Genomic DNA, 21,201 nt, shown 5'->3' with positions numbered 1-21,201 from the left:
CGATATAACCACTGGAAAAATCCAGTCGAATGTGCCCCAGTAGCTCAAAATCGTGAAAATGAATTTCTTGAGCGGACCGGATCAGGACCTTCGACAGGATAGCCCATGACCAACGATCCACACACCTCCCCCGTCGCCGGCTGGTCCGGCGCCACCGATCTGATCGAGGGCCTCGCGGACGAGGAGGGCAAGCTGTCGACGCTGGAAAAGAAGCTGGCGGCCTTCGTGCTGGCGGATGTGCACTATGCCACCACGGCCTCGATCTCGGACATCGCCACCGGGGCCGGCGTGTCACCGCCGACCGTGACGCGGTTCTGTCGCCGCCTCGGCTGCGCCTCGTTCTCTGACTTCAAGGTGCAGCTGGCCAAGAGCCCTTACGTCGGCCTGCGCTACCTCAAGCCCGAATCCGTCACCAACACCGCCGAAGAGGTGGCCGAGGACATCGTCACGAAGGCGCAGAACGCCCTGTTCGAGATGCACCGCAATCTCGACCTGCCCCGCGTCGAAGAGGCCGTGGCGTTGCTGACCGGGGCGAAGATGATCTACGCCTTCGGCTCGGGCGGCAATTCCTCGATGATCGCGAGCGAGATGCAGAACCGCCTGTTCCGGCTGGGTGCGCGGATCACCGCATCCAGCGACCAATCGATGAACCTGATGCTCTGCGCCGCGGCGGAACCGGGGACGGTGGTCTTCGGGTCGTCCTTCACCGGGCGCAACAAGGAGCTGGTCCACGCCTTCGATGTGCTGCGCAGCCGGGGCATTCCGACGATCGCGCTGACGAAGGACGGCTCGCCGCTGGCGGAGGTGGCCGATGTCGTCGTCGCGGTGAACCTGCCGGAGGGGAAGAACATCTTCCGCGCCACCTCGACCCGCTATGCCTCGATCGCGGTGGTGGACATCATCGCGAACCTCTTCGCCTACAGCGATCGGGCGCGGTCCACCCGCCTTCTGCGCGGCATCAAGGAAGAGCTGATCCGCCACCGCGACGAGGGCGACGATAGCCAGATGCTTGGCGACTGACCCCTGCCCGCCGGTGCGTTGGCGGACGCATCGGCGGCACTTCACAACGCCGCCAAGGGAAGTTCGAACATGGTAGAAACAGTCGCCATCGTCACAGGTGGCAGCGGTGACATCGGCCAGGCCATCGCGCGGCGCCTGCTGCGCGACCACGACCGCGTCATCCTCGCGGACCGCGACGTCGCCGGGGCCGAAACCGCCGCCGGCGAGATCGGTGCGGGCTGCTCGGCCTTCGAGATGGACGTGACCGACGCCGCCTCCTGCGCGGCGCTTGCGTCTCACGCCCAAGAAATGGGCAAGCTCGCCACGCTCGTGAACAACGCGGGCGCGGCCCGGGCGGTCAGCCTGCAGGCCACGACGCTGGACGACTGGCAGGCGGATCGGGCGCTGAACCTCGACGCGAGCTTCCTGACCTTCAAGGCGGTGGCCGAGCAGCTCATCGCGGCGCGTGGATCGGTGGTCAACATCTCCTCGGTCAACGGGATGGGGGTCTTCGGGCACCCGGCCTATTCCGCCGCCAAGGCCGGAATGATGCATCTGACGCGCCTGATCGCGGTGGAGTACGGAAAGTTCGGCGTGCGGGCCAATGCCGTGGCCCCCGGCACCGTCCGCACCCGCGCCTGGGAGGCCCGCGCCGAGGCCAATCCCGGCGTCTTCGACGAGGCCGCGGCGCATTATGCGCTGGGCCGGATCGTCCGCCCCGAGGACGTGGCCGAGGCGGTGGGCTTCCTCGCCTCGGGCCTCGCCGCGGCGATCACCGGCACCTGCCTGCCCGTGGATTGCGGCCTGACGGCCGGCATCCCCGCGCTGGCCGCCACCTTCAGCCAATCCGACGACTACCGATAACAGGATCAACCGATGACCTACTTCCTAGAGAATGCATGGCTGCCCGACCCGGCCCCCGCCGGCACCTGGCAGATCACCCTGACGAACCTGTCGGACGCGCCGCTGTCGGATTTCAAGCTGTCGCTGACCTCGATCACGCGCATCATGCCGGAGCACGAGATCACGGGCGCCGTCTTCCACAAGCGCGCCGCCAACTTTCACGAGTTCGCCCCCAAGGACACCACGCCCTTGGCCAGCGGCGAGAGCTGGAGCTTTTCCGTCGAGGGGCTCAACCGCTCCCCGTTCCACCGCAACGATGCTGCCAAGACGGCGTGGATCACCACCTCGGACGGCACGCACCACGACGTTGTGGTGGGCGATCTGACCCACGGGGGCATGACGCCCGTCCTGCCGCAGCCGCGCCTGCCCGAAGGACGGCTGACGCTGCCCTTCGCCCTTCTGCCGTGGCCGAACGAGATCGACGCCGAGCCGGGAGAGGCCCCCGTCCTGCTGCACGCCGCCGGCGCCTCGACCGCCGATCTGCGGCTGATGATTTCCGTCGACGCGCTGCACGGCCGCCTGTTCCCGCAGGCCCGCCGGCTGTTCCAGTTGTCCGCCGTGCCGGGCAGCCGCGCCTTGCGCTTTGCCACCGACGAAAGCCTGCCCGCCGAGGGCTACCGGCTCGACTTTGGCGACGACGTGACCCTGACCGCATCGGATGAGGCCGGGCGCCGCTACGGGCTGATCGCGCTGGCGCAGATGCTGCACGGCGCCTTCACCGATCCCGACTACAAGTTCCCCGAGGCGGGCCACATCACCGACGCGCCGCGCTACGGCTGGCGCGGCTGCCACCTCGATGTCTCGCGCCACTTCTGGCAGATCGACGAGGTCGCGCGCGTCGTCGACATCCTCGCCTGGCACAAGCTGAACATCTTCCACTGGCACCTCACCGATGACGAAGGCTGGCGGGCCGAGATCAAGGCGCTGCCGCAGCTCACCGGCGCCGGCGCGACCCGCGGGGCCGAGCTGCCCGAGATGCTGCCGCAACTGGGCGACGGGCCGGAGCCCAAGCGCCAGTACTACACGCAGGACGAGATGCGCGGCCTCGTGGCCCATGCCGCGGGCCTTGGCATCGAGGTCATGCCCGAGATCGAGACGCCGGGCCACGCGATCTGCGTACTGGCCGCGATGCCCGAACTGAAGGACCCCGACGAGGAGCCCAATTCCTACTTCTCCGTTCAGGGCTTCTTCAACAACGCGCTGAACCCGGCGATGCCAGCCGTCTACGACATGCTGGAAAAGGTCTTCGACGAGATCATCGAGATCTTCCCGTCGAAGTACATTCACATCGGCGGCGACGAGGTCGCGGCGAATGCCTGGCTCGGCTCGCCGCGCGCGCGCGTGCTGATGCAGCGGGAAGGCCTCGCTGGCACCTTCGAGCTGCAAAGCTGGTTCATGCGCAAGATCAAGGCGATGCTGGATGCGCGCGGCAAGGTCATGGTCGGCTGGAACGAGATCGCCCATGGCGGCGGCGTGCCGCCCGAGGACACGGTCGTGATGGCCTGGGAGAACCCCGGCGTTGGGATCGACCTTGCGAAGGACGGCTACGGCGTCGTGATGACGCCCGGACAGGCTTACTACCTCGACATGGTGCAATCGGGCGACTGGCTGGAGAACGGCGCTGGCTGGGCCGGGCCTGTCCCCCCCGAGCAAAGCTACGCCTTCGAGGCGGAGGGCGATTTCCCCGAGGAGCTGCGCGACCGGATGCGTGGCATCCAGGCCTGCATCTGGTGCGAGCACTACACCACCAAAGCCTGGTTCAACGACCTCGTCTTCCCGCGCCTCGGCGCGATGGCAGAGGCGGCGTGGACCGACAAGGCCCACAAGGACTGGCAGCGCTTCGCCCGCCAGGTCCGTCTGCACCCCACCCTTTGAGTCGAAAGTGAGCTCTATGCGTATCGCCGTCGGCGGCATTCACACCGAATGCTCGACCTATTCGCCCGTTCTGATGCAGCCCGAGGATTTTCGCGTCGTTCGCGAAGAGGGCCTTCTGGCCTCCCCTCACTTCGCGTTCCTCAAGGCCTTCGATGCCGACTTCGCCCCGCTGCTGCATGCCCGCGCCGTCGCGGGCGGGCCGCTGGCCCGGCCAACCTACGATCTCTTCAAGGCGGAGTTCCTTGATCGGCTGAAGGCGGCGCAGCCGGTCGATGCCGTCTACCTTGCGATGCACGGCGCCATGCATGTCGACGGCATGTGGGACGCCGAGGGCGACTGGATCGCCGCCGTGCGCGAGGCGGTCGGTCCCGACATGCTGATCGCCTGCAGCTACGACCTGCACGGGAATGTCTCTCAGAAGATCGTCGATCAGATCGACATCTTCGCGGCCTACCGCACGGCCCCGCATATCGACGTCGCCGAGACGATGACCGCCTCGGTGGACATGCTTACGCGCGCGCTGAAGGAGGGCACCCGCCCCGGCGTCGTCCGCGTGCCTGTCCCGCATCTTCTGCCCGGCGAGCGGTCCTCGACCGAGGATGAACCGGCCCGCCGTCTCTACGCCGACCTTCCGAAGCTGGAGAGCGAGGGCGTCTGGCGGACCGACCTGATGATCGGCTACGTCTGGGCCGACGAGCCGCGCGCCACTGCCTGCGCCGTGGTGACCGGCACAGACAAGGACGCCGCCGCCCGCGCCGGGGAGCGCATCGCGCAGGATTTCTGGGCCGCGCGGGACGAGTTCCACTTCGGCCCCGTCACCGGCCCGCTGGACGAGATGCTGGACATCGCGGCCAAGGCCACGACGCGCCCCGTTATCCTCGCCGACAGCGGCGACAACCCGACGGGCGGTGGCGTGGGCGACCGCGGCGACGTGCTGGCCGCCCTGATCGCCGCGGATTGGCAGGATGCGCTTGTGGCCGGCATCACCGACCGGCCGGCGGTCGAGGCCTGCTTCGCCGCCGGGGAAGGCGCGACGCTGGATTTGAGGATCGGCGGCACGCTCGACCCTGCGGGCGCCACGGTCGAGACGACCGCCCGCGTCGAGCGCCTGCAAGACGCCACAGACCCTGCGGAACGGCAGGCGGTCGTGCGGATCGGCGGCATCACCCTCGTCTTGGCCGCGCGGCGGCGGCCCTATCACAACATCGCGGACTTCGAGATGCTGGGGCTCGACCCGAGGGCCGTGGCGCTGCTGGTCGTGAAATCGGGCTACCTGTCGCCGGAGCTTGCGCCGCTGGCCAATCCAAGCCTGATGGCGCTGACCGACGGGGTCATCAACCAGGACATCCCGCGCCTGTCGAACCGGCTCAGGGCAAAGGGCACGCTGCCCTTCGAGCCCCGTGCAGACTACACCCCAGAGGCCGAGCCCTCCGCACGGTTCCCCGGCTGATCCGTGAACGCCTGGCTTTCCATCCTGCGCGACCATGCGGTCGTGCGCGCCTCGGCGGCGGCGATCTTCCTTTACGGGTTCTCCGGGGCGGCCACCTCGCCCTACCAGTCGGTCATCGGCATCCGCGAGCTCGGCCTGTCGGATGCCGCCTACGCGGCGGTGGCCCTCGTGGGCGCCGTGTTCCAGGTGCTCATCGCGGTCGGCACCGGCTACCTGTCGGACCGAGCGCAGAGCTACCGCACGCCGCTCATCGTCATGGCGAGCTTCGGCTTCGTGGGCTACGGCATGGTCTGGCTCTACCCGTCACAGGCGACCTTCGCCATCGCGCTCATCGGGCCGCTGGCGCTGTTCCATGCCACGAACTCGCTGCTCTTCGGCAATGTCCGCGCGCAGACCTCCGATTTCGCCCCGGCCGAGGCGGCCATCGCCAATGCGCTGATGCGCATGATGATCTCGCTGTCCTGGGTTCTGGTGCCCGGCATCGTCGGCCTCTACCTCGCCCGGCGGGAGAGCATGATCGACGCCTACGGGATCGCGGCCCTCGTGGCACTCGCCTGCGTGTTGACGATCCTCTTCGGCGTGAAGGCCAGGGCCGCCCCCGCTGAGTCCACCGGCCCGCGTCCGGCGATGCTGCCGGACCTGATCAGCGTGCTGTCCTGGGGCATGGGCCTGCGCATCGCGGGGGTCGCCCTGATCACGCAGGTCCTGACCGTCAACGCCACCGTCCTGCCGCTGATCGTGACCGGGCGGGCGAACGGTGCGGCCTCCGACATCGGCTTTCTCGTCGGCCTCGTCGCGGTGCTGGAGGTCATCTTCATGATCGCCTGGGCCAGCGCCGTGCGCCATATCCACCTGACGACGGCGCTGGCCGTCTCGGCCCTGCTCTATCTGGCGTATCTCGCGGCCATCGCGATGGCCTCGGCGCCCTGGCATGTCTACGCGGCGAGCGTCGTCGCGGGCATCGCCGCGGCGGGCATCATCTCGCTGCCCATCAGCTACCTGCTCGATCTGATCAGCAATCGGCCGGGCCTGTCGGCCTCGCTCATCGCGGTGAACATGTTCCTCGGGGCGGCGCTGGGGTCGGGCATCTTCGCGCTTGGCACGGCGGTGGGCGGCTACGGCACCGCCTCGGTCATGGGCGGCATCGCCGGGGTCGCCGGGGCGGCATTGCTGCTTGCGCTGGAACGGCGATCCGCCTGATCACGCGGGATCCCTTCGCGGTCGACCCCGCCGGAGTCGGCGGCGGGGCCGACCGCAAGACAGCCGCGGCCCCGCGCCGCGCGCTGGATCAGTTCGAGCTGTCGTCCACCCGCGGGTGAACCTGCTCGTAATAGTCGCGCAGCTCCAATGCGCCCGCCGCGGCCTCGTCGAGCACGACCGTCACCTTACGGTGCATCTGAAGCGCCGACGCGGGACAGGCGGCCGCCACCGGACCCTCGATCATGCGGGCCACGACATCGGCCTTCTCGGCACCGTAGGCCAGAAGGACGACCTCCTGCGCGCGCAGGATCGTCCCGATCCCCATGGTGATCGCCAGCCGCGGCACGTCTTCGGGGTCGTCGAAGTAGCGGGCATTGGCCTCCCGCGTCGAGCGCGTCAGCGTCTTGATCCGGGTGAGCGACGACAGGCTCGACGTGGGCTCGTTGAAGCCGATGTGCCCGTTCAGCCCAAGGCCCAGCAATTGCAGGCCGATGTCGCCCGCCCTTGCGATCGCGGCCTCGTAGCGCTCGGCCTCGGCCTCCGCGTCGGGCGCATCGCCCTGCGGAAGGAAGGCCCGCCCCGGGTCGATGTCGACGTGATCGAAGAGCTTTGCGCGCATGTAGTGCCAGTAGGAGCACGGATGCGTCTCCGGCAGCCCGACATATTCGTCGAGGTTGAACGACGTGGCCTGCGCGAAACTGACCTGCCCGGCCCGGTGGCGCGCGATGAGGTCGGCATAGACCATCTCCATCGTCCCGCCAGTGGCCAGCCCCAGCACAGTGTCCGGCTGCCAGTTCAGGCGCGCGGCGATCAGGCTGGCCGCGCAGTCGGTTGCGAGCGCCTTGGTCTGGTGGATCAGGATCTTCATGTCGGGGTCAGATCGGCTTCCAGGCGAGGACGTCGATTTCCACCTTCGCATCGACCATCAGGCGCGATTCGACCGTCGAGCGCGCCGGCGGGTTCGGCCCGAAATGCTTGGCGAAGACGGCGTTGAAGGACGAGAAGTCCCGCGCGTCATCAAGCCAGCAGTTCACCTTGACCACGTCTTCCAGCCCGCAATCGGCCAGCGCCAGCACCTCGATGATATTGGCCATGACCTGTTCGGTCTGCGCCACGATCCCGCCGGTCACGACCTCGCCGTCGACCGTCGGCACCTGCCCCGACACGTGGACGTAGTCGCCCGCCCGGACGGCCTTGGCGAAGGGGCGCTTCTGCCCGCCTGCCTGCGCATCGGCGCTCTCGTAACGGATCAGGGATTGTTGTGACATAACGGGACTTTCCGCCTTATTTTGCTGCGTGCAAGCTCCCATGCCGGGACGCGAATTACAAGGGCGGGCGGCCGCTTTGAGCCCGCGAAAGCCGCTTATTTGGGTGTCGTGCGACCGGGACGAGTGTAGTCATCCATCATTCGAACGATGATCGCCTTTCGCCGCGCCGACGGGGTCGGAATGAGAGCGGCGCTGGAGGTGTTTTTGGCCCGAAGCGCTTCGCTCAGGCGGGCTGCAACGAGGCGCAGAGGAGCTGACCGGTGCCAACCCCTCCACGACCGTCAGCCGTCTTACTAGCGCGCGATCCTGAGCAGGGGTCGCCTGCTACGCAGACGTAACCCGGGCCAATGCAGATGCCGCGCCATCCAGCGCGTCGACAGCCGTCTGCCACGCCGCCTCTTCAAGTCCGAGCGCGTCGCGCAGCCAGGCAAGCGTCATGCGCTTGGTGGCTTCGAGGACGTCGGGGACCTCGGCCTCGGTTTCCTTTGCGTCGAGCGAGGCGATGCCGCCCAGCCCGTGGCCGACACCATGCATCGTCAACAGCGCCTCGGCCCCGGGGCCATCGTGGAAGGAATCGGCGAACCAGTCCGGCCCGCGCGTGGTGAAATGCGGCTGATCGGCATCGCCGCAGACCACGAGGGTCCGCGTTTTCAGGGTCGAAAAATCAACCTTGAAGAAGGGAAAACGCTCTGCGCTCTCCGGGGTCAGCTCCCTGCCGCCACGGCCGGGCGCGGTCAACAGGATGCCCGCAGAGATGCGCGGATCGCGGAAGTCCTCTCCCTTCACGCTGGTGCCCAGCAGCAGGCTGGTCGTGTAGCCGCCAAGCGAATGGCCCACGGCGGCGACCCGGGCCGGATCCAGGCGCCCCGAGATTGCCGGAGCCTGCAGCATGATCTCATCCAGGCGGTCGAGGATAGTCTTCATCTCGGTCACCCGCTCGCGCCAGAAGAAAGGTGCCCCGTCGGCGTCCGCGGGCAATCCGGCAACATGGGAACTGGCATGGGTGGGCTGGATCACCGCAAACCCGCGCTCGGCCCAGAACTGCGCCAGATGGGCGTATCCATCCTTCGACGCGATGTAGTTCGACGGCCCGTGCCCATGCGACAGCAGGACGATCGGGATGCCCGTGCCCTGCACCGGCGCCGTGATGCGCAGCTCGAGCGGCTGGCGACCCTCCATCGGAAGGGTGAGGGGGGTATAGGCCACGGTCGGGGCCGCATCGGGCGCGGGAATATGGCGGGACAGGTCGATGAGGTTGTTCATGGGACAAAAGCTCCTGGTCATGAAGGGGTGACGCCGCGCCCGGACCCGGGATCACGGCGTCTGAACTCCAGCGGTTCACATGACGAGGAGATGGACGGCGCGCCCCGGACTTTCTATAACGGATAATCCGGGAATGATTAGCGTATGTCCGAAGCCATGAGCGATCCTCTCACAGATGTCGTCGGCCTGCTGAAACCCGTCCCGTCTATCTCCAAGCGGGTGACGGCGGGGGGAGGCTGGCGCGTGGAACGCACGGAGATGGGCAACCCCTTCTATTGCGCCATGGTTGCGGGCGGGTGCCTGCTGACACCTTCGGGGCGTGATCCGATCCGGCTGGAGGCCGGCGATTTCGTACTGGTGCCCGAGATCTTCGATTTCGTGATCACGGGCCTCGTGCCGCCGGGGCCGCAGGCACCGACCCGGTGGCACGAGATCAGCCCCGGCGTCATCCGGCAGGGAGACCCCGACGTGCCCACAGACGTGATCATGCTGGTCGGCCATTGTTCCTTTGCCTCGCGGGACCGGGCGCTGCTCGTGTCGCTGTTGCCCGATATCGTGCATGTCCAGGGACAGGCCCGGCTGATGCAGCTGGTGCAGATGATCGATGACGAGACACGCAGCGGCCGGGTGGCGCGCGACATGGTCCTGGGGCGCCTGCTGGAGCTGCTGCTGATCGAGGCGCTTCGCTCGACCGCGGGCACCATCGCCTCCCCCGGCATGCTGCGTGGCCTGGCCGATCCCCAGCTTTCGGTCGCCTTGCGTGAGATCCATGCGGATCCCGGACGGCCGCATACGGTCGCAGCCCTGGCAAAATCCGCCGCGATGTCGCGATCGACCTTCTACGAGAGGTTTCACCGCGACATCGGCACCGCCCCCATGGAATATGTCACCAACTGGCGCATGGCCTTGGCAGGGGACATGCTGATGAAGAGGACGGCCCCGATCGCCGAGATCGCACGCAAGGTTGGCTACGGGTCGGCGAGTGCATTCAGCGTGGCCTTCGTCCGTCATACAGGCAGGCCACCGGGAGCCTTCGCCGACGCCCAAGGGTGACCGGCCAGAACGCCCGGGGCCGACAGTCGTCGACCCATCTAAACGCCGATACTGTGTCAGCCCTCAGACTTCAGCAGCACGACAATAGATCGTAGGCAATCGGCAACGCCTGAACCGTGCAGCGGCCTGACAGCCGCGGCTACCCCAATTCCATGGATGCAATCGCGCGCCCCGTTTCACCCGTTGCGGGCACGGCACCCCGGTACATGCGGGCGGTTGCGAATGTCTCTGCGAAGTCCCGGGCGCGCAGAAGCCCCTCGAACGCGCCCTGCCCGTCCGGTATGTCGATGGCGACCTGCTCGCAGCCCAGGGCAGCCGCCGCCTGTGTGGCGAGGAGGAGCGCCATACTGACCGAGGGCGCGACAACCGGGCCGATCTTGCAGCCGCTGCGACACAAACGCGCCGTGGCGAAGCCGGTTATGTGGCCGCCCTCTGCCGATACGACCGTCTTCCGAGACGGCTCCTGCGCCGTCCAGCTGGTCAGGAAGGCGGGGCGGGACGTCCCGGTGGCCTCTTTGTCCAGCTCGATGAGCCTGGGGAGCTGATCGGGCGACGCCAGGGGCAGCTCCTGCTGAGTGGCCGGAAACCGGCCTTCGAAGCGCACGGTGCGGCCTGTAAGGGCAAAGCCGGACTTGGCGTAATTGGCCTGTTGTGCCGCCACCCCATCCAGCCCGATGGTGCGCTCGCCCGCGTGGGCCAGCGCATGGCGCCACAGGCCGTAGCCGATCCCCCTGCCCCGGTGCTCGGGCAGGCAGAGATAGAGGCCGAGAAAGGCGAACTGCGGCGAGTGGTTCACGACCGAGATGCCGGCCACGGGCGTGCCGTCCAGCTCTGCGACGAAGAAGCCCTGCGGATCGGCGGCATGGAATGCGGCGTCGTCATCGAGGCCGGGGTTCCAGCCCTCTGCCGCCGCCCAATCGAGCAGAAGCGCGATTTCGCTGAGGCCAGCATTCCTGTAGACCGGCGTGCTCATCACGTGAGAGCCGCGCACGGGGGGGCGCGCCAGATGTGCGGGCTTGCTGCTTTCATGGGCTCCAGACTGGCGACACTGGCCTCCACGGTCAATCGACTGGTTCGCCCGTCGCGACAGGCCCCCATTCACCCCCCATGGAGTGGCTACCAACATCCGCAGGAAGACCGACCAACCCGCCGAGGCCCAGCCCTATCGCTCCGCCGAAGGCAATCGCCCGAAGAGCCGCTCATAGTAGGCCGCGAACCGGCCGAGGTGGCCGAGGCCGCTGTCGAGAGCGAGGCGGGTCAGGGACTGATCGCCGCCCTTCAGGAGCTGCCGGTGCACCGCGTCGAGCTTCCGCAAGAGGAGCCATTCCCGCGGCGTCGTGCTGAGCGCCGTCGAGAAGGCCTCGCGCAACTGGCGCTGCGAGATGTGCAGCGCCTCCGCCATGGTGGCGACGGTGAGGCCTTCCGCCTGATGGGCCGTGAACGCCCGCTCCGCCTGCTCGACGATCCTTACGGCCTGGTCGATGCCCAGCGGTGTGGCCTGGGCGCTGTCGCCGAATTCGTCGAGGACCCGCTGGACCCTCGCAACCAGCACCTCGCCCATCATCCGCCCGAACTCGCTTGGCGAGAAGCAGATGTTTCCGGCCGCCGAGACCAGGATGGTCTCTATGAAGCGGGCGGTGTCGTCCATGCCGGCCGTCATCGGGTGAAGTACGATCGGGCTGCGGTGGAACAGCCGGTCGGGCAGCACGAAGGCCGAACTGTCGAGCTGGATGACCACGCCGCGGGTATGCTGCGGGCTGTTCACCATGACTTCCGCCCCGCCGCGCTGGAGCATGGCCATGCCCCCGACAGGCACACCGTTCATCCGCGGGTTATCGGCGGCGGGCATGAAACCGAGCACGATGGTGCCCGGCGGCGGTGCGCTCCACTGGATGACCCCGAGGTTCATCCGCTCGTCGAGCATGACGACAGGGCCGAAATCGATGCGGGTGACGCTGCCCTCGAACTCGCCGGCGACGGTGCGCATGTACCTTTGGTCCCAGCCCCGAAGGCCGGTTTCCTGCAGCGTCGGGTCTAGATAGGTCGTGATCGACAAAGAGGTGGCGTGGAGGTTCATCACCAGATACCCGAACAGACATTCACTGGAATTGCCGCAAAAGCTACGCCTCGCCTTGCCGAGGGGTAAAGGCAGAATCGGTTCGCCAGCTGCTCGAATGATAGGCTGAATATCCCGTCAAAACTGGATATTCACGTTTCAGGCCCGCCTGCATCATCCGGTCTCGTTCGTCATGAAGGAGATCCAGATGACAAGACCTCTGACCCTCGGCATCGGGCTGTTATGCAGCCTCGCGGCGCAGACAGCCGCGGCCCAGGACGCTGCCGATCAGCCAGCCTTCGAGTTCGAAACCACCAGCGTGCGGGAGACGATCGAACCCGGCCCCAACATCTTCGTCAACATGCAGGGCTGGGACAGCGCGAGCTCGATCCGCGTCTACGGCGCCGAGGATCTGGGCTTCAAAGGCATCATGTCGGCGGGCCTGCAGGGGAACTCGGCGGTCTCGGCAGATGGCAAGACGGTGTACTACGTCTCGGGCTATTACAGCCGCTTCAGCTACGGCGATGCCGAGCATGTTCTGCAGATCTTCGACGTCGACCGCCTGAACCCTGTCCGGGAAATCGAGCTGCCGCTCAAGGTCGCGCAATACACGGCCGATGCGTCGCTGCTGCGGCTCAGCGCCGACGAGACCCTCATCTACGTTCAAAACTCCACGCCGGCGACCTCGGTCACAATCGTCGATCTCACGACCAATACCGTGGTGCAGGAAGTGCCGACGCCCGGCTGCTTCGGCGTGTACCCGACGCTCGAAGGGCACAGCTTCTCGACCATCTGCTCCGACGGCAGCTTCATGACCGTCGCTCTCGATGACGCGGGCCAGACCGTCGATACGACGCGGAGCGAGATGATCTTCGACCCCGACGCCGACCCGATCTATCTCGCCACCGACCGCTATCAGGGCGACCTGATGTTCCTGTCCTACAACGGGAATATCTACCGCGCCGCCGATGCCTCCGGCACCGTCGAGCTGGTGACGACCTACCCCATGACCGAAGGCACCGAGGGCTGGCTGCCGGGCGGCTATGTTCCGTTCACCGTCAACGAGGCCAATGGCGTCGCTTTCGTGCCGATGCACATGTCCGACGAGATCGGCACGCATCACCGCGGCTCGGAAGAGATCTGGGCCTATGACATCGAGGCGGGGACGCTGCTCTACCGCTCGCCCGCGGCCAACGCGACCTCGGTCTTCGTGACCGACGATGCCGAGCCCGTGCTCTACACGCTCAGCCTGCGTGACGATGAAATCGCCAGATACGAGGTCGACACCGAGGCCAAGTTCGCGGTGAAGAAGGCAGAGACCAACGTCGGGATCGGCTTCTCGACGGTGATGGAAACGGCGGCGCTGCAATGAACAGTGACGCCGTCTCAACGATGCTGGCTCTCACCCTGGGATCGGGTGTCGCGCTGATCTTCCTGCGGGCGCTCTACCACAAGGTCTCGGAGTTCACCGAGTTCACCGGCTTCGTCGCCGACTACCGGATCCTGCCCGAGGCTCTGGTGCGCCCGGCCTCCTATGGGCTGGTCATCGCCGAGGGTGCGGTGGTGCTGGGCACTGTCGTGCCGGGCGGGTTGCGCTACGCGATGGTGCTCGGGGCGGGGCTCTTCCTGCTCTACGCCGCCGCGATCGGCATCAACGTCTCCCGCGGGCGGACCACGGTGGAATGCGGTTGCGGCGGTGCGCCCCAGGCTGTCGGCCCGGCGCTTCTGTGGCGCAATGGCATCCTCGCGGCCGTGGCGCTTTTGGCCGCCGCCCTGCCCTCCGGCGGCCTTCCCGCCCTCTCCGTAGTCGCTGCTCTGGCTGCCGGCATCCTCCTCTGGGTCGCCTTCCTGATGGCCGACCTTCTGCTCTCCAACGCCTCGCTCGCGCGCCGCTCGCTCTGAGCCAGGCAACAAAGGACAACACATGACAGCTATCGCGTTCATCTGCGCGGCCATGTTCCTGATGATCATCGGACTGGCCGTCGCCCTACTGGCCCTCGCCCGTCAGGTCGGCATTCTCTTCGAACGGGTCTCGCCCATGGGGGCGCTGGTCAACGATTCCGGCCCCGAGGTCGGCTCGGCCAGCCCCAAGTTCAACCTCGAAAGCCGCACCGGCGGCATGGTCCCCATCGGCCCGCGGCCGAACCGGGCCACGCTGGTGTTCTTCCTCTCGCCGACCTGCCCGGTCTGCAAGAAGCTGCTGCCGGTGGTGGAATCGATCCGCAACGCCGAAGGCAGCTGGCTCGACGTCGTGCTCGCCTCTGACGGCGGCTCGCCCGAGCAGCATGATCGCTTCATCGAGACGGCGAAGCTGGACAGCTACCCTTACGTCGTCACGACCGAGCTGGGGCTCGCCTACCGGGTGGCCCGCCTGCCCTATGCCGTCCTGCTCGATGAGCACGGCGTGGTGCGCGCCAAGGGCCTGGTGAACAGCCGCGAGCAGTTCGACAGCCTTTTCAATGCCTTCGACATGAAGACCCCCTCGATCCAGTCCTACATGGACGGGCTCGAAGCACAGCCCGTGCACTAAGCCCCTCACTTCCGTCTCAACGAAAAGGATACGTGCTTTGAAATCGCTGTTCACACCGTTCTCGGACTGGTTCGACGCCAAGATCGAGGGCACCTCCCGCAACATCGCCCACCATTCGGGGCGGCGCAGTTTCCTCTCCAAGGCCGGCGCGGCGCTGGTTGGCGGGGGCGTGCTGCCGATGCTGCCCTATGACAATTCCAACGGCGCGGCCTATGCCCGCGGCTTCGGCGAGCCCGAGGTTCTGCCCGACGATTGCGACTACTGGCGCTACTGCTCGCTGCATGGCGGCCTGTGCAGCCAGTGCGGGGGCACCGTCACGCAATGCCCGCCCGGCTCGACGCCTTCGAAGGTCGCCTGGGTCGGCACCTGCCGCAACCCGAACGATGACAAGGACTACCTCGTCTCGTACAACGATTGCTGTGGCAAAGGCGGCTGCGGCACGGAAGGCTGCTCGCGCCAGGAAGGCGACATGCCGGGCTATCGCCTGGGTCTCGCCTCTGAATCGAGCTGGTGCATGGCCAACGAGAACAAGGGCATCCACTGCACCGTTGCCATCGTCGTGGGGCTTGCGGAATGAGGCTTGCGCCTTCCGCGATACTGCTCTGCGGGCTGAATGCGCTTGCGGCTCCGGCCGCGGCGCAGGACGCCGCCCGGGGCGCGGCGCTGTTCGATGAAAACTGTGCGGCCTGCCATCAGGCGGGCGGCATCGGCCAGCCGGGGCTTGCCCCGCCGCTGGTCGATGCCCCGCTTTGGGAGGGGCTGGGTGACGACGCGCCGACCTATTTCGGCTCGGTGGTTCTGGGCGGTCTGACCGGCCGCATCACCGCCGGCGGCGTGATGTATATCGGCGTGGCGATGCCGCGGCACGACTGGCTGGAGGACGACGAGATCGTCGATCTTGCGGCTTACGTGCTCGGCGAGCTGAACGGCCTCGAGCCAGAGCTCGACGCAGACACGCTTGCCGGGCTGCGCGCGGCACCGCTCGACGGCTCGGCGATCCATGCCTTGCGGGAAGGGGCGCTCGAATGATCCGCCCCCTGCTTTGCGCCGCCGCCCTCACCGGGGCGGCGATGCCCGCCATGGCGACGGACCTCAGCTCGGGGCGCACCGCGAAGACGAACTACATCCTGCGCTGCGTCGGCTGTCACGGGGTGGACGGGCACGGGCTGACAGAGGTCGGCATCCCCGATTTCGTCAACCTGATCGGCACCTTCGCCGCCGACGAGGCCGGCCGCGCCTATCTCGCCAATGTGCCGAACGTTGTAGGCTCGGGCCTGAACGAGCCCGATGTGGCCGAGGTGCTGAACTTCATCGTGGAAACGTGGGCCGGCACCTCGCTTCCGGAGGATTACCAGCCCTTCGATGGCGACGAGGTCGCCTATCTGCGGGGGCTGGAGGTCGGCAACATCGTCGACTACCGCCGCGAGGTTGTCGCAGAGCTCGCAGACCGCGGCATCGAGACAGCCGTATACCCCTGGCCCTGACGTGGTTCCGCCCGGGAGGTTCCCGGGCGGAGCTGTTCTCGCGATATGGGTTCTTCTACCCGATGAACGACCCGACCCTCCGGCCGGGCCATCGCCCTCAGGCCTCTTCGAGCGCCGGGTAGTCGGTGTAGCCCTCGGCACCACCACCATACATCGTCGCACGATCGGCCTCGGCGAGCGTGGCGCCTGTCTTCAGGCGCGCGACGAGGTCGGGGTTGGCGATATAGGCGCGGCCGAACGCGATGAGGTCGACCTCGCAGCTCTCGATGCGGGCTTCGGCGAGGGCGCGGTCATAGCCGTTGTTGCCGATCCAGGTGCCCTTGAAGCGCTTGCGTAGCCCGGCGAAATCGAACGGCACGGCATCGCGAGGGCCGCCCGTCGCCCCCTCCACCACGTGGATGTAGACGAGGCCGAGCGCGTTCAGCCCATCCACGATGTAGTCGAACTGCGCCTGCGGATCGCTGGACGAGACGCCGTTGGCCGGCGAGACGGGCGACAGGCGAATGCCGGTGCGGTCGGCGCCGATCTCCTTGGCCACGGCTCCGGCCACTTCCAGCATCAGGCGAGCGCGATTCTCGATGGAGCCGCCATAGGCATCGGTGCGCTCATTGGCACCGTCCTTGGAGAACTGGTCGAGCAGGTAACCGTTGGCGCCGTGGATCTCGACGCCGTCAAAGCCGGCCTCGATGGCATTGGCGGCGGCGCGGCGGTAATCCTCGACGATGCCGGGGATCTCCTCCAGCGTGAGGGCCCGCGGCTCGGAGGTATCGGCGAAGGTGCCGCCGACGAAGGTCTTCGCCTCGGCGCGGATGGCAGAGGGCGCGACGGGCGCGGCGCCATTCTCCTGCAGGTCGACATGGCTGATGCGGCCGACATGCCAGAGCTGCAGGAAGATCTTGCCGCCCTTGTCATGCACGGCGCGCGTCACGGCCTTCCAGCCCTCGACCTGCTCGGGCGTGTAGATGCCGGGGGTGTCCTGATAGCCCTGACCCTGGCGGGAGATTTGGGTGGCCTCGGTGATGATCAGCCCGGCATTGGCACGCTGGCTGTAATACTCGGCGGCGAGCTCGCTCGGCACCAGGCCGGCGCCGGCGCGGTTGCGGGTGAGCGGCGCCATGACGACGCGGTTGGCCAGGCGGATGCGGCCAAGGTCGTAGGGCTGGAAGAGCGGTGAATCGGTCATGTGGGTCGTCCTTTCGCGCCCAGGCGCACGGCGCCGGGCGGCTGATCTCGCTGGGGAATTTTCCCCGGTCTGTCATGGAGCTAAGCAGGCGCGCCGGCGTTACAATCCCGCCGGGCGAAAGACGGACTCGCGGCGCGCGCATGGCTGGGCCGCCCTTAGAGCGCCGCCAGCTCCTCGCGCTGGCGCTGCATCAGGCAGAAGGCGCGGTAATCCTGCTGGTAGCCCTCGGCCCGGTCCGGATCGGGCAGGAAGCTCTCCACATCGCCGGCCATCTGGCGCGCGGCCTCTGCAAGGCTGGGCTGCATCCCCGCGGCTACGGCGCCAGCCATGGCGGTGCCAAGCAGCACGCTGTCCTTCACCTCGGGGCGGTGGATCGCAAGGCCCGTCGCATCGGCATAAAGCTGAGAGATCAGCGGCGAACGCGTGAGGCCGCCGACGATGGCCAGCCGTTCCGCCGCCAGCCCGGCGGCGCTCATATGGCCGAGGATCTGTCGGGCGCCGAGAGCAAGGCCGACAGCGGTGCGCCAGTAGAGCGCGCAGAGCCCATCGAAGCTGCGGTCGAGCGTGAGCCCCGAGATGACGCCGCGGCTGGCGGCATCGGCCAGCGGTGAGCGGTTGCCGCGGAAATCGGGCAGCACATGGATGGGTCGGCCGAACCCCGGACCCTGCTCGCGCAGCAGCACTTCTATCCTGTCGAGCACGCTGTCATGGGTCGGGTGCGCGGCGGCCGATGCACCGGGCCAGAGATCGAGCACATAGTCGAGCAGCGCGCCCGCCGCCGATTGCCCGCCTTCGGAGCACCAGAGGCCCGGCAGCACCGCATCGCGAAACGGCCCCCAGAGGCCGGGCGCGAAGACCGGCGTCTCCGTCACCGCCATCAGGCTGATCGAGGTGCCGGCGATCAGGGTCAGGCCGCGCCCGTCATCACCCGCGGCGCCAAGGCAGCCGAGCGCGCCCGCATAGGCATCGACCAGCCCCACGGCCACGGGCGTGCCGACCGCCAGGCGCAAAGAGGCGGCGGCGGCGCCGGTGAGCGTGCCGGCGACTCGGCCGACGGGCGCGGGCGCCTCGGGCAAAGCCGCGCGCGCCCGCAGATCTTCCAGGCCCACCTGGCCGAGCAGATCGTCCTGCCAGCCGCCGGCCTCTGGCAGGTAAGGCCACTTGGCCGAGAGCGTACAGGCCGAGGCGATGCGCTGCCCTGTCGCCCGCCAGACCAGATGATCCGTCAGGTCGCGGGCGCTGCCGAGCCGCTCCCACAGTTCGGGGCGCTGGCGTTTGAGCCAGAGCAGTTTCGGCGCCTGCATCTCGGGCGAGAGAGCGCCGCCGTGATGGCGGATCAGCGGGTGGCCGGTGGCGGAAATCTCCTCCGCCTCCGACGTGGCGCGATGATCGAACCAGGCGATGGTGTCGCGCCCGCCGGGGCCGAGCGGCAGGGGCATCCCGTCGGCATCCTGCAAGACGAGCGAACAGGTGGCGTCGAAGGCCAGCGCCCGCACCTCCTCGGCGCCCACGCCGGCACGCTCGCGGAGCTGCCGCACCGCGGCGCAGACCGAGGCCCAGATCTCGTCGGAGGCGTATTCGGCCCGGTCCGCCCCGGTCTCATAGCTGCGGAAGGCCGCGACCTCGCGGCCCAGCATCCTTCCGGCTGCGTCGAACAGCCCGGCACGGGCGCTGCGCGTCCCGACATCAACGGCACAGATGTACCCGGACATTCCCCCTCCCGGCCCCCTCGCCTTCAGTGTTCTGCGCCGAGCAGCGCGGGCAATTCGGCCATGCTGGAGATGATGGCGCTGGGGGCGGAATTTGCAACCGCCTCGGCAAGCCCGGCCGGTGCGGCATGGGCACCGCCGGTGAAGCCGACCACGCGCATCCCCGCCGCCTTGGCCGCCGCGATGCCGGCGGGACTGTCTTCGATGACCACGCAATCGGCGGGGGCCACGCCCATTTCACGGGCTGCATGCAGGAAGAGATCGGGCGCCGGCTTGCCGCGCGCCACCATGCTGGCGCTGAAGATATGCGGCTCGAACAGCGGCAAGAGGCCCGCCAGCTCCAAGCTCAGGCGAATGCGGTCTGGCTGCGAGGAGGAGGCGACGCAGACGGGCCAGGGCAGCGCCGAAACCGCCTCGGCCACGCCGGGCACGGGGCGCAGCTCGGCCCGGAAGCGGGCAAAGAGCCGCTCGCGCATCGCGGCAAGGTGAGCAGCGGTGAGCGAGACGTCATGCTCCTCCTCCGCCCATGCGGCGATGGTGCCCAGCGAGCGGCCGAGCAGCTCGTCATAGCCCTGGCGCGGCGTGAGGCTGAGGCCCGCCTCGGCCAGCATCTCAAGCGTCACGCCCAGCGAAATGGGCTCGCTGTCGACCAGCACACCGTCGCAATCGAAGATGATCAGGGCCGGCGGCGCGCCCGCGAGTGCTGCGCCGGCCGTCATGTCAGGCCCCGTCGAGATAGGCCCGCAGCGTGGCGGCCGTGCCCTCGGCCCAGAGCTGGCGGAGCCATTTGGCGAAGGCGGACGAGAAGCGGGCATCGTGGCCCAGATCGCCATAGATCGCGCTCATCTCCAGCCATGCGTCGGGCCGCTCCTTCGCCTCTAGCGCCTTGGGGACAAGCCTGTCCCAGCTTGGGTCATTCGGGGCGATCTCGGCGCCGCTATCCGTCGTGCCGGCACAATAGCGACACCAGAGCGCGGATTCGAGCGCCAATCCCTCGAACGAGCGGCCCTGCGCCAGAGCGTCGCGGAGCGTTGGCACGATGAACTTCGGCTGACGGTTCGAGCCGTCAAGGCAGAGCCGGCGGATGGTGTCACCGATCTTGGGGTTGGAGAAGCGCGTCTCGATGAGATCGAAGTACCCTTGCAGATCTGTATCCGGCACCGGCGGCACGGTGGGGATGATGTCCTCTTCCTCGACCTTGCGCAGGAAGGCCCGCACCAGCTCGTTCTCCATCGCCTCATGGACGAAGTGGATGTCCATCAGCCCGGCGGGATAGGCGATGGCGGCGTGGCCGCCGTTGAGGATGCGCAGCTTCATCAGCTCGAAGGGCGCGACATCGGGCACGAACTGCACGCCGACCTCCTCGAAGGCCGGGCGGCCGAGGGGGAAGTCATCCTCCAGCACCCATTGGACGAAGCCCTCGCAGAAGACGGGCCAGCCGTCCTCGACGCCGAACTCCTCCTTCAGGATGGTCCGCTCGCGGTCGCCCGTGGCGGGGGTGATCCGGTCGACCATGCCATTGGGGAACGAGACGTTGTCCTCGATCCACTGCGCGAAATCCGGGTCGCTCAGCCGGGCGAGGCCGGCGAGCGTGCGCCGGGTGACGGCGCCGTTATGGGGGATGTTGTCGCAGCACATGATGGTGAAGGGTGCGAGGTCGGCGTCGCGCCGGGCACGCAGGCCCGCGATGATCATGCCGAAGACAGTTTTCGGATGCTCCGGGTCCGCCGCATCGGCGGCGATGGCCGGGTGCGTCGGGTCGAAATCATCCTTGGAATCGAGGAAGTAGCCGCCCTCTGTGATCGTCAGCGAGACGATGCGGATATCGGGCTCGGCCATGCGGGCGATGATCGCCTCCGCATTCGCAGGCTCTAGGAAATCGACCATCGAGCCCAGCACATGCGCCTCGCTGCTCTCCGCCTCCTGCTCGACCAGCGTCGTCAGCCAGTCCTGTGCCTGAAGCACATCGCGCGCCTTTTTCTCACCCTCGAAGACGCCGGCGCCAACCAGCGCCCAGTCGCGGCTCTCCCCGGCTTCGAACAGCCTGTCGAGATACATGGCCTGATGGGCGCGGTGAAAATTGCCGACGCCGAAATGCAGGATGCCGGGGGCGAGATCGGCCCGCGCATAGGAGGGCCGGCCCACATTCTGCGGCAGGTCATCGAGGGTCGACAAGGAAAGCTTAACCGACATGGGGTCTTCCTGGTGGCAAGAGAATTGGCCCGGGC

21 protein-coding genes are annotated in these 21,201 nt (G+C 67.7%); 12 read left to right on the top strand and 9 right to left on the bottom strand.

Annotation, left to right across the window (positions count from 1 at the left end):
• The first annotated feature begins 105 nt into the window (after positions 1-105).
• The 5 genes from ACXN5S_RS10150 (at position 106) to ACXN5S_RS10130 (ending at position 6,427) form a co-directional block, all read left to right on the top strand.
• Positions 106-1,020 carry a MurR/RpiR family transcriptional regulator gene (locus ACXN5S_RS10150; RefSeq protein ID WP_458605316.1) on the top strand — a complete coding sequence of 305 codons (915 nt, stop codon included), beginning with the start codon at positions 106-108 and terminating at the stop codon, positions 1,018-1,020.
• A gap of 69 nt (positions 1,021-1,089) precedes the next feature.
• The gene (locus tag ACXN5S_RS10145) at positions 1,090-1,863 is read left to right on the top strand and encodes an SDR family oxidoreductase (protein ID WP_458605315.1); all 774 of its coding nucleotides are present in this window, start codon (positions 1,090-1,092) and stop codon (positions 1,861-1,863) included.
• A gap of 12 nt (positions 1,864-1,875) precedes the next feature.
• Positions 1,876-3,777, top strand: a complete 1,902-nt coding sequence (locus tag ACXN5S_RS10140; protein ID WP_458605314.1) for a beta-N-acetylhexosaminidase — start codon at positions 1,876-1,878, stop codon at positions 3,775-3,777.
• A 16-nt stretch (positions 3,778-3,793) separates the two neighbouring features.
• A complete protein-coding gene (locus tag ACXN5S_RS10135) occupies positions 3,794-5,227 on the top strand; it encodes a M81 family metallopeptidase (RefSeq protein WP_458605313.1) in 1,434 nt (477 codons plus the stop codon).
• A 3-nt stretch (positions 5,228-5,230) separates the two neighbouring features.
• Positions 5,231-6,427: an MFS transporter gene (locus ACXN5S_RS10130; protein WP_458605312.1), complete on the top strand. Its 1,197-nt coding sequence runs from the start codon at positions 5,231-5,233 to the stop codon at positions 6,425-6,427.
• 88 nt (positions 6,428-6,515) lie between these two features.
• Here the strand turns inward: ACXN5S_RS10130 and nagB are convergent, their stop codons facing one another.
• The 3 genes from nagB to ACXN5S_RS10115 all read right to left on the bottom strand — a co-directional run bounded on the left by nagB (position 6,516) and on the right by ACXN5S_RS10115 (position 8,958).
• A complete protein-coding gene (gene nagB / locus ACXN5S_RS10125) occupies positions 6,516-7,295 on the bottom strand; it encodes a glucosamine-6-phosphate deaminase (RefSeq protein WP_458605311.1) in 780 nt (259 codons plus the stop codon).
• Positions 7,296-7,302: 7 nt separating this feature from the next.
• Positions 7,303-7,695, bottom strand: a complete 393-nt coding sequence (locus ACXN5S_RS10120) for a RidA family protein (protein WP_163892403.1) — start codon at positions 7,693-7,695, stop codon at positions 7,303-7,305.
• Positions 7,696-8,019: 324 nt separating this feature from the next.
• Complete coding sequence (locus ACXN5S_RS10115; protein ID WP_458605310.1) at positions 8,020-8,958, bottom strand: alpha/beta hydrolase family protein; 939 nt, start codon at positions 8,956-8,958, stop codon at positions 8,020-8,022.
• A gap of 156 nt (positions 8,959-9,114) precedes the next feature.
• Here ACXN5S_RS10115 and ACXN5S_RS10110 point away from each other — a divergent pair, with 156 nt between their 5' ends.
• A complete protein-coding gene (locus ACXN5S_RS10110; protein ID WP_458605309.1) occupies positions 9,115-10,011 on the top strand; it encodes an AraC family transcriptional regulator in 897 nt (298 codons plus the stop codon).
• Between the two features lie 139 nt (positions 10,012-10,150).
• On the opposite strand, the gene ACXN5S_RS10105 is transcribed toward ACXN5S_RS10110, so the two are convergent.
• Both ACXN5S_RS10105 and ACXN5S_RS10100 read right to left on the bottom strand, forming a co-directional pair.
• Complete coding sequence (locus ACXN5S_RS10105; protein WP_458605308.1) at positions 10,151-10,984, bottom strand: GNAT family N-acetyltransferase; 834 nt, start codon at positions 10,982-10,984, stop codon at positions 10,151-10,153.
• 189 nt (positions 10,985-11,173) lie between these two features.
• Positions 11,174-12,088: an AraC family transcriptional regulator gene (locus ACXN5S_RS10100; RefSeq protein WP_458605307.1), complete on the bottom strand. Its 915-nt coding sequence runs from the start codon at positions 12,086-12,088 to the stop codon at positions 11,174-11,176.
• A 187-nt stretch (positions 12,089-12,275) separates the two neighbouring features.
• Here ACXN5S_RS10100 and ACXN5S_RS10095 point away from each other — a divergent pair, with 187 nt between their 5' ends.
• The 6 genes from ACXN5S_RS10095 to ACXN5S_RS10070 are packed head-to-tail and all read left to right on the top strand — an operon-like array spanning position 12,276 to position 16,081.
• Positions 12,276-13,439, top strand: a complete 1,164-nt coding sequence (locus ACXN5S_RS10095) for an amine dehydrogenase large subunit (protein ID WP_458605306.1) — start codon at positions 12,276-12,278, stop codon at positions 13,437-13,439.
• Positions 13,436-13,969 (top strand): MauE/DoxX family redox-associated membrane protein, encoded by a 534-nt coding sequence (locus ACXN5S_RS10090; RefSeq protein WP_458605305.1) that lies wholly within the window; start codon positions 13,436-13,438, stop codon positions 13,967-13,969. Before ACXN5S_RS10095 ends, ACXN5S_RS10090 begins: the two co-directional genes overlap by 4 nt.
• Positions 13,970-13,991: 22 nt before the next feature.
• Entirely contained in the window at positions 13,992-14,597 is a 606-nt protein-coding gene (mauD, locus tag ACXN5S_RS10085) for a methylamine dehydrogenase accessory protein MauD (RefSeq protein ID WP_458605304.1), read from the top strand.
• Between the two features lie 37 nt (positions 14,598-14,634).
• Positions 14,635-15,174, top strand: coding sequence for a methylamine dehydrogenase light chain (locus tag ACXN5S_RS10080; protein ID WP_458605303.1), 540 nt, complete (start codon positions 14,635-14,637; stop codon positions 15,172-15,174).
• Positions 15,171-15,626 carry a c-type cytochrome gene (locus ACXN5S_RS10075; protein ID WP_458605302.1) on the top strand — a complete coding sequence of 152 codons (456 nt, stop codon included), beginning with the start codon at positions 15,171-15,173 and terminating at the stop codon, positions 15,624-15,626. Before ACXN5S_RS10080 ends, ACXN5S_RS10075 begins: the two co-directional genes overlap by 4 nt.
• Positions 15,623-16,081 carry a c-type cytochrome gene (locus tag ACXN5S_RS10070; RefSeq protein ID WP_458605301.1) on the top strand — a complete coding sequence of 153 codons (459 nt, stop codon included), beginning with the start codon at positions 15,623-15,625 and terminating at the stop codon, positions 16,079-16,081. Before ACXN5S_RS10075 ends, ACXN5S_RS10070 begins: the two co-directional genes overlap by 4 nt.
• A 97-nt stretch (positions 16,082-16,178) precedes the next feature.
• Here the strand turns inward: ACXN5S_RS10070 and ACXN5S_RS10065 are convergent, their stop codons facing one another.
• The 4 genes from ACXN5S_RS10065 to ACXN5S_RS10050 all read right to left on the bottom strand — a co-directional run bounded on the left by ACXN5S_RS10065 (position 16,179) and on the right by ACXN5S_RS10050 (position 21,166).
• Entirely contained in the window at positions 16,179-17,264 is a 1,086-nt protein-coding gene (locus ACXN5S_RS10065; RefSeq protein WP_458605300.1) for an alkene reductase, read from the bottom strand.
• A gap of 155 nt (positions 17,265-17,419) precedes the next feature.
• Positions 17,420-18,976 carry an FGGY family pentulose kinase gene (locus ACXN5S_RS10060; RefSeq protein ID WP_458605299.1) on the bottom strand — a complete coding sequence of 519 codons (1,557 nt, stop codon included), beginning with the start codon at positions 18,974-18,976 and terminating at the stop codon, positions 17,420-17,422.
• A gap of 23 nt (positions 18,977-18,999) precedes the next feature.
• Entirely contained in the window at positions 19,000-19,692 is a 693-nt protein-coding gene (locus tag ACXN5S_RS10055; protein ID WP_458605298.1) for an HAD family hydrolase, read from the bottom strand.
• Position 19,693: 1 nt separating this feature from the next.
• Complete coding sequence (locus tag ACXN5S_RS10050) at positions 19,694-21,166, bottom strand: mannitol dehydrogenase family protein (protein ID WP_458605297.1); 1,473 nt, start codon at positions 21,164-21,166, stop codon at positions 19,694-19,696.
• Positions 21,167-21,201: the final 35 nt, after the last annotated feature.

The organism is Pseudoroseicyclus sp. H15 (genome assembly GCF_054353345.1).
The sequence above is the reverse complement of the archived record's forward strand: the minus strand, read 5'-3'. Positions and strand labels throughout refer to the sequence as shown.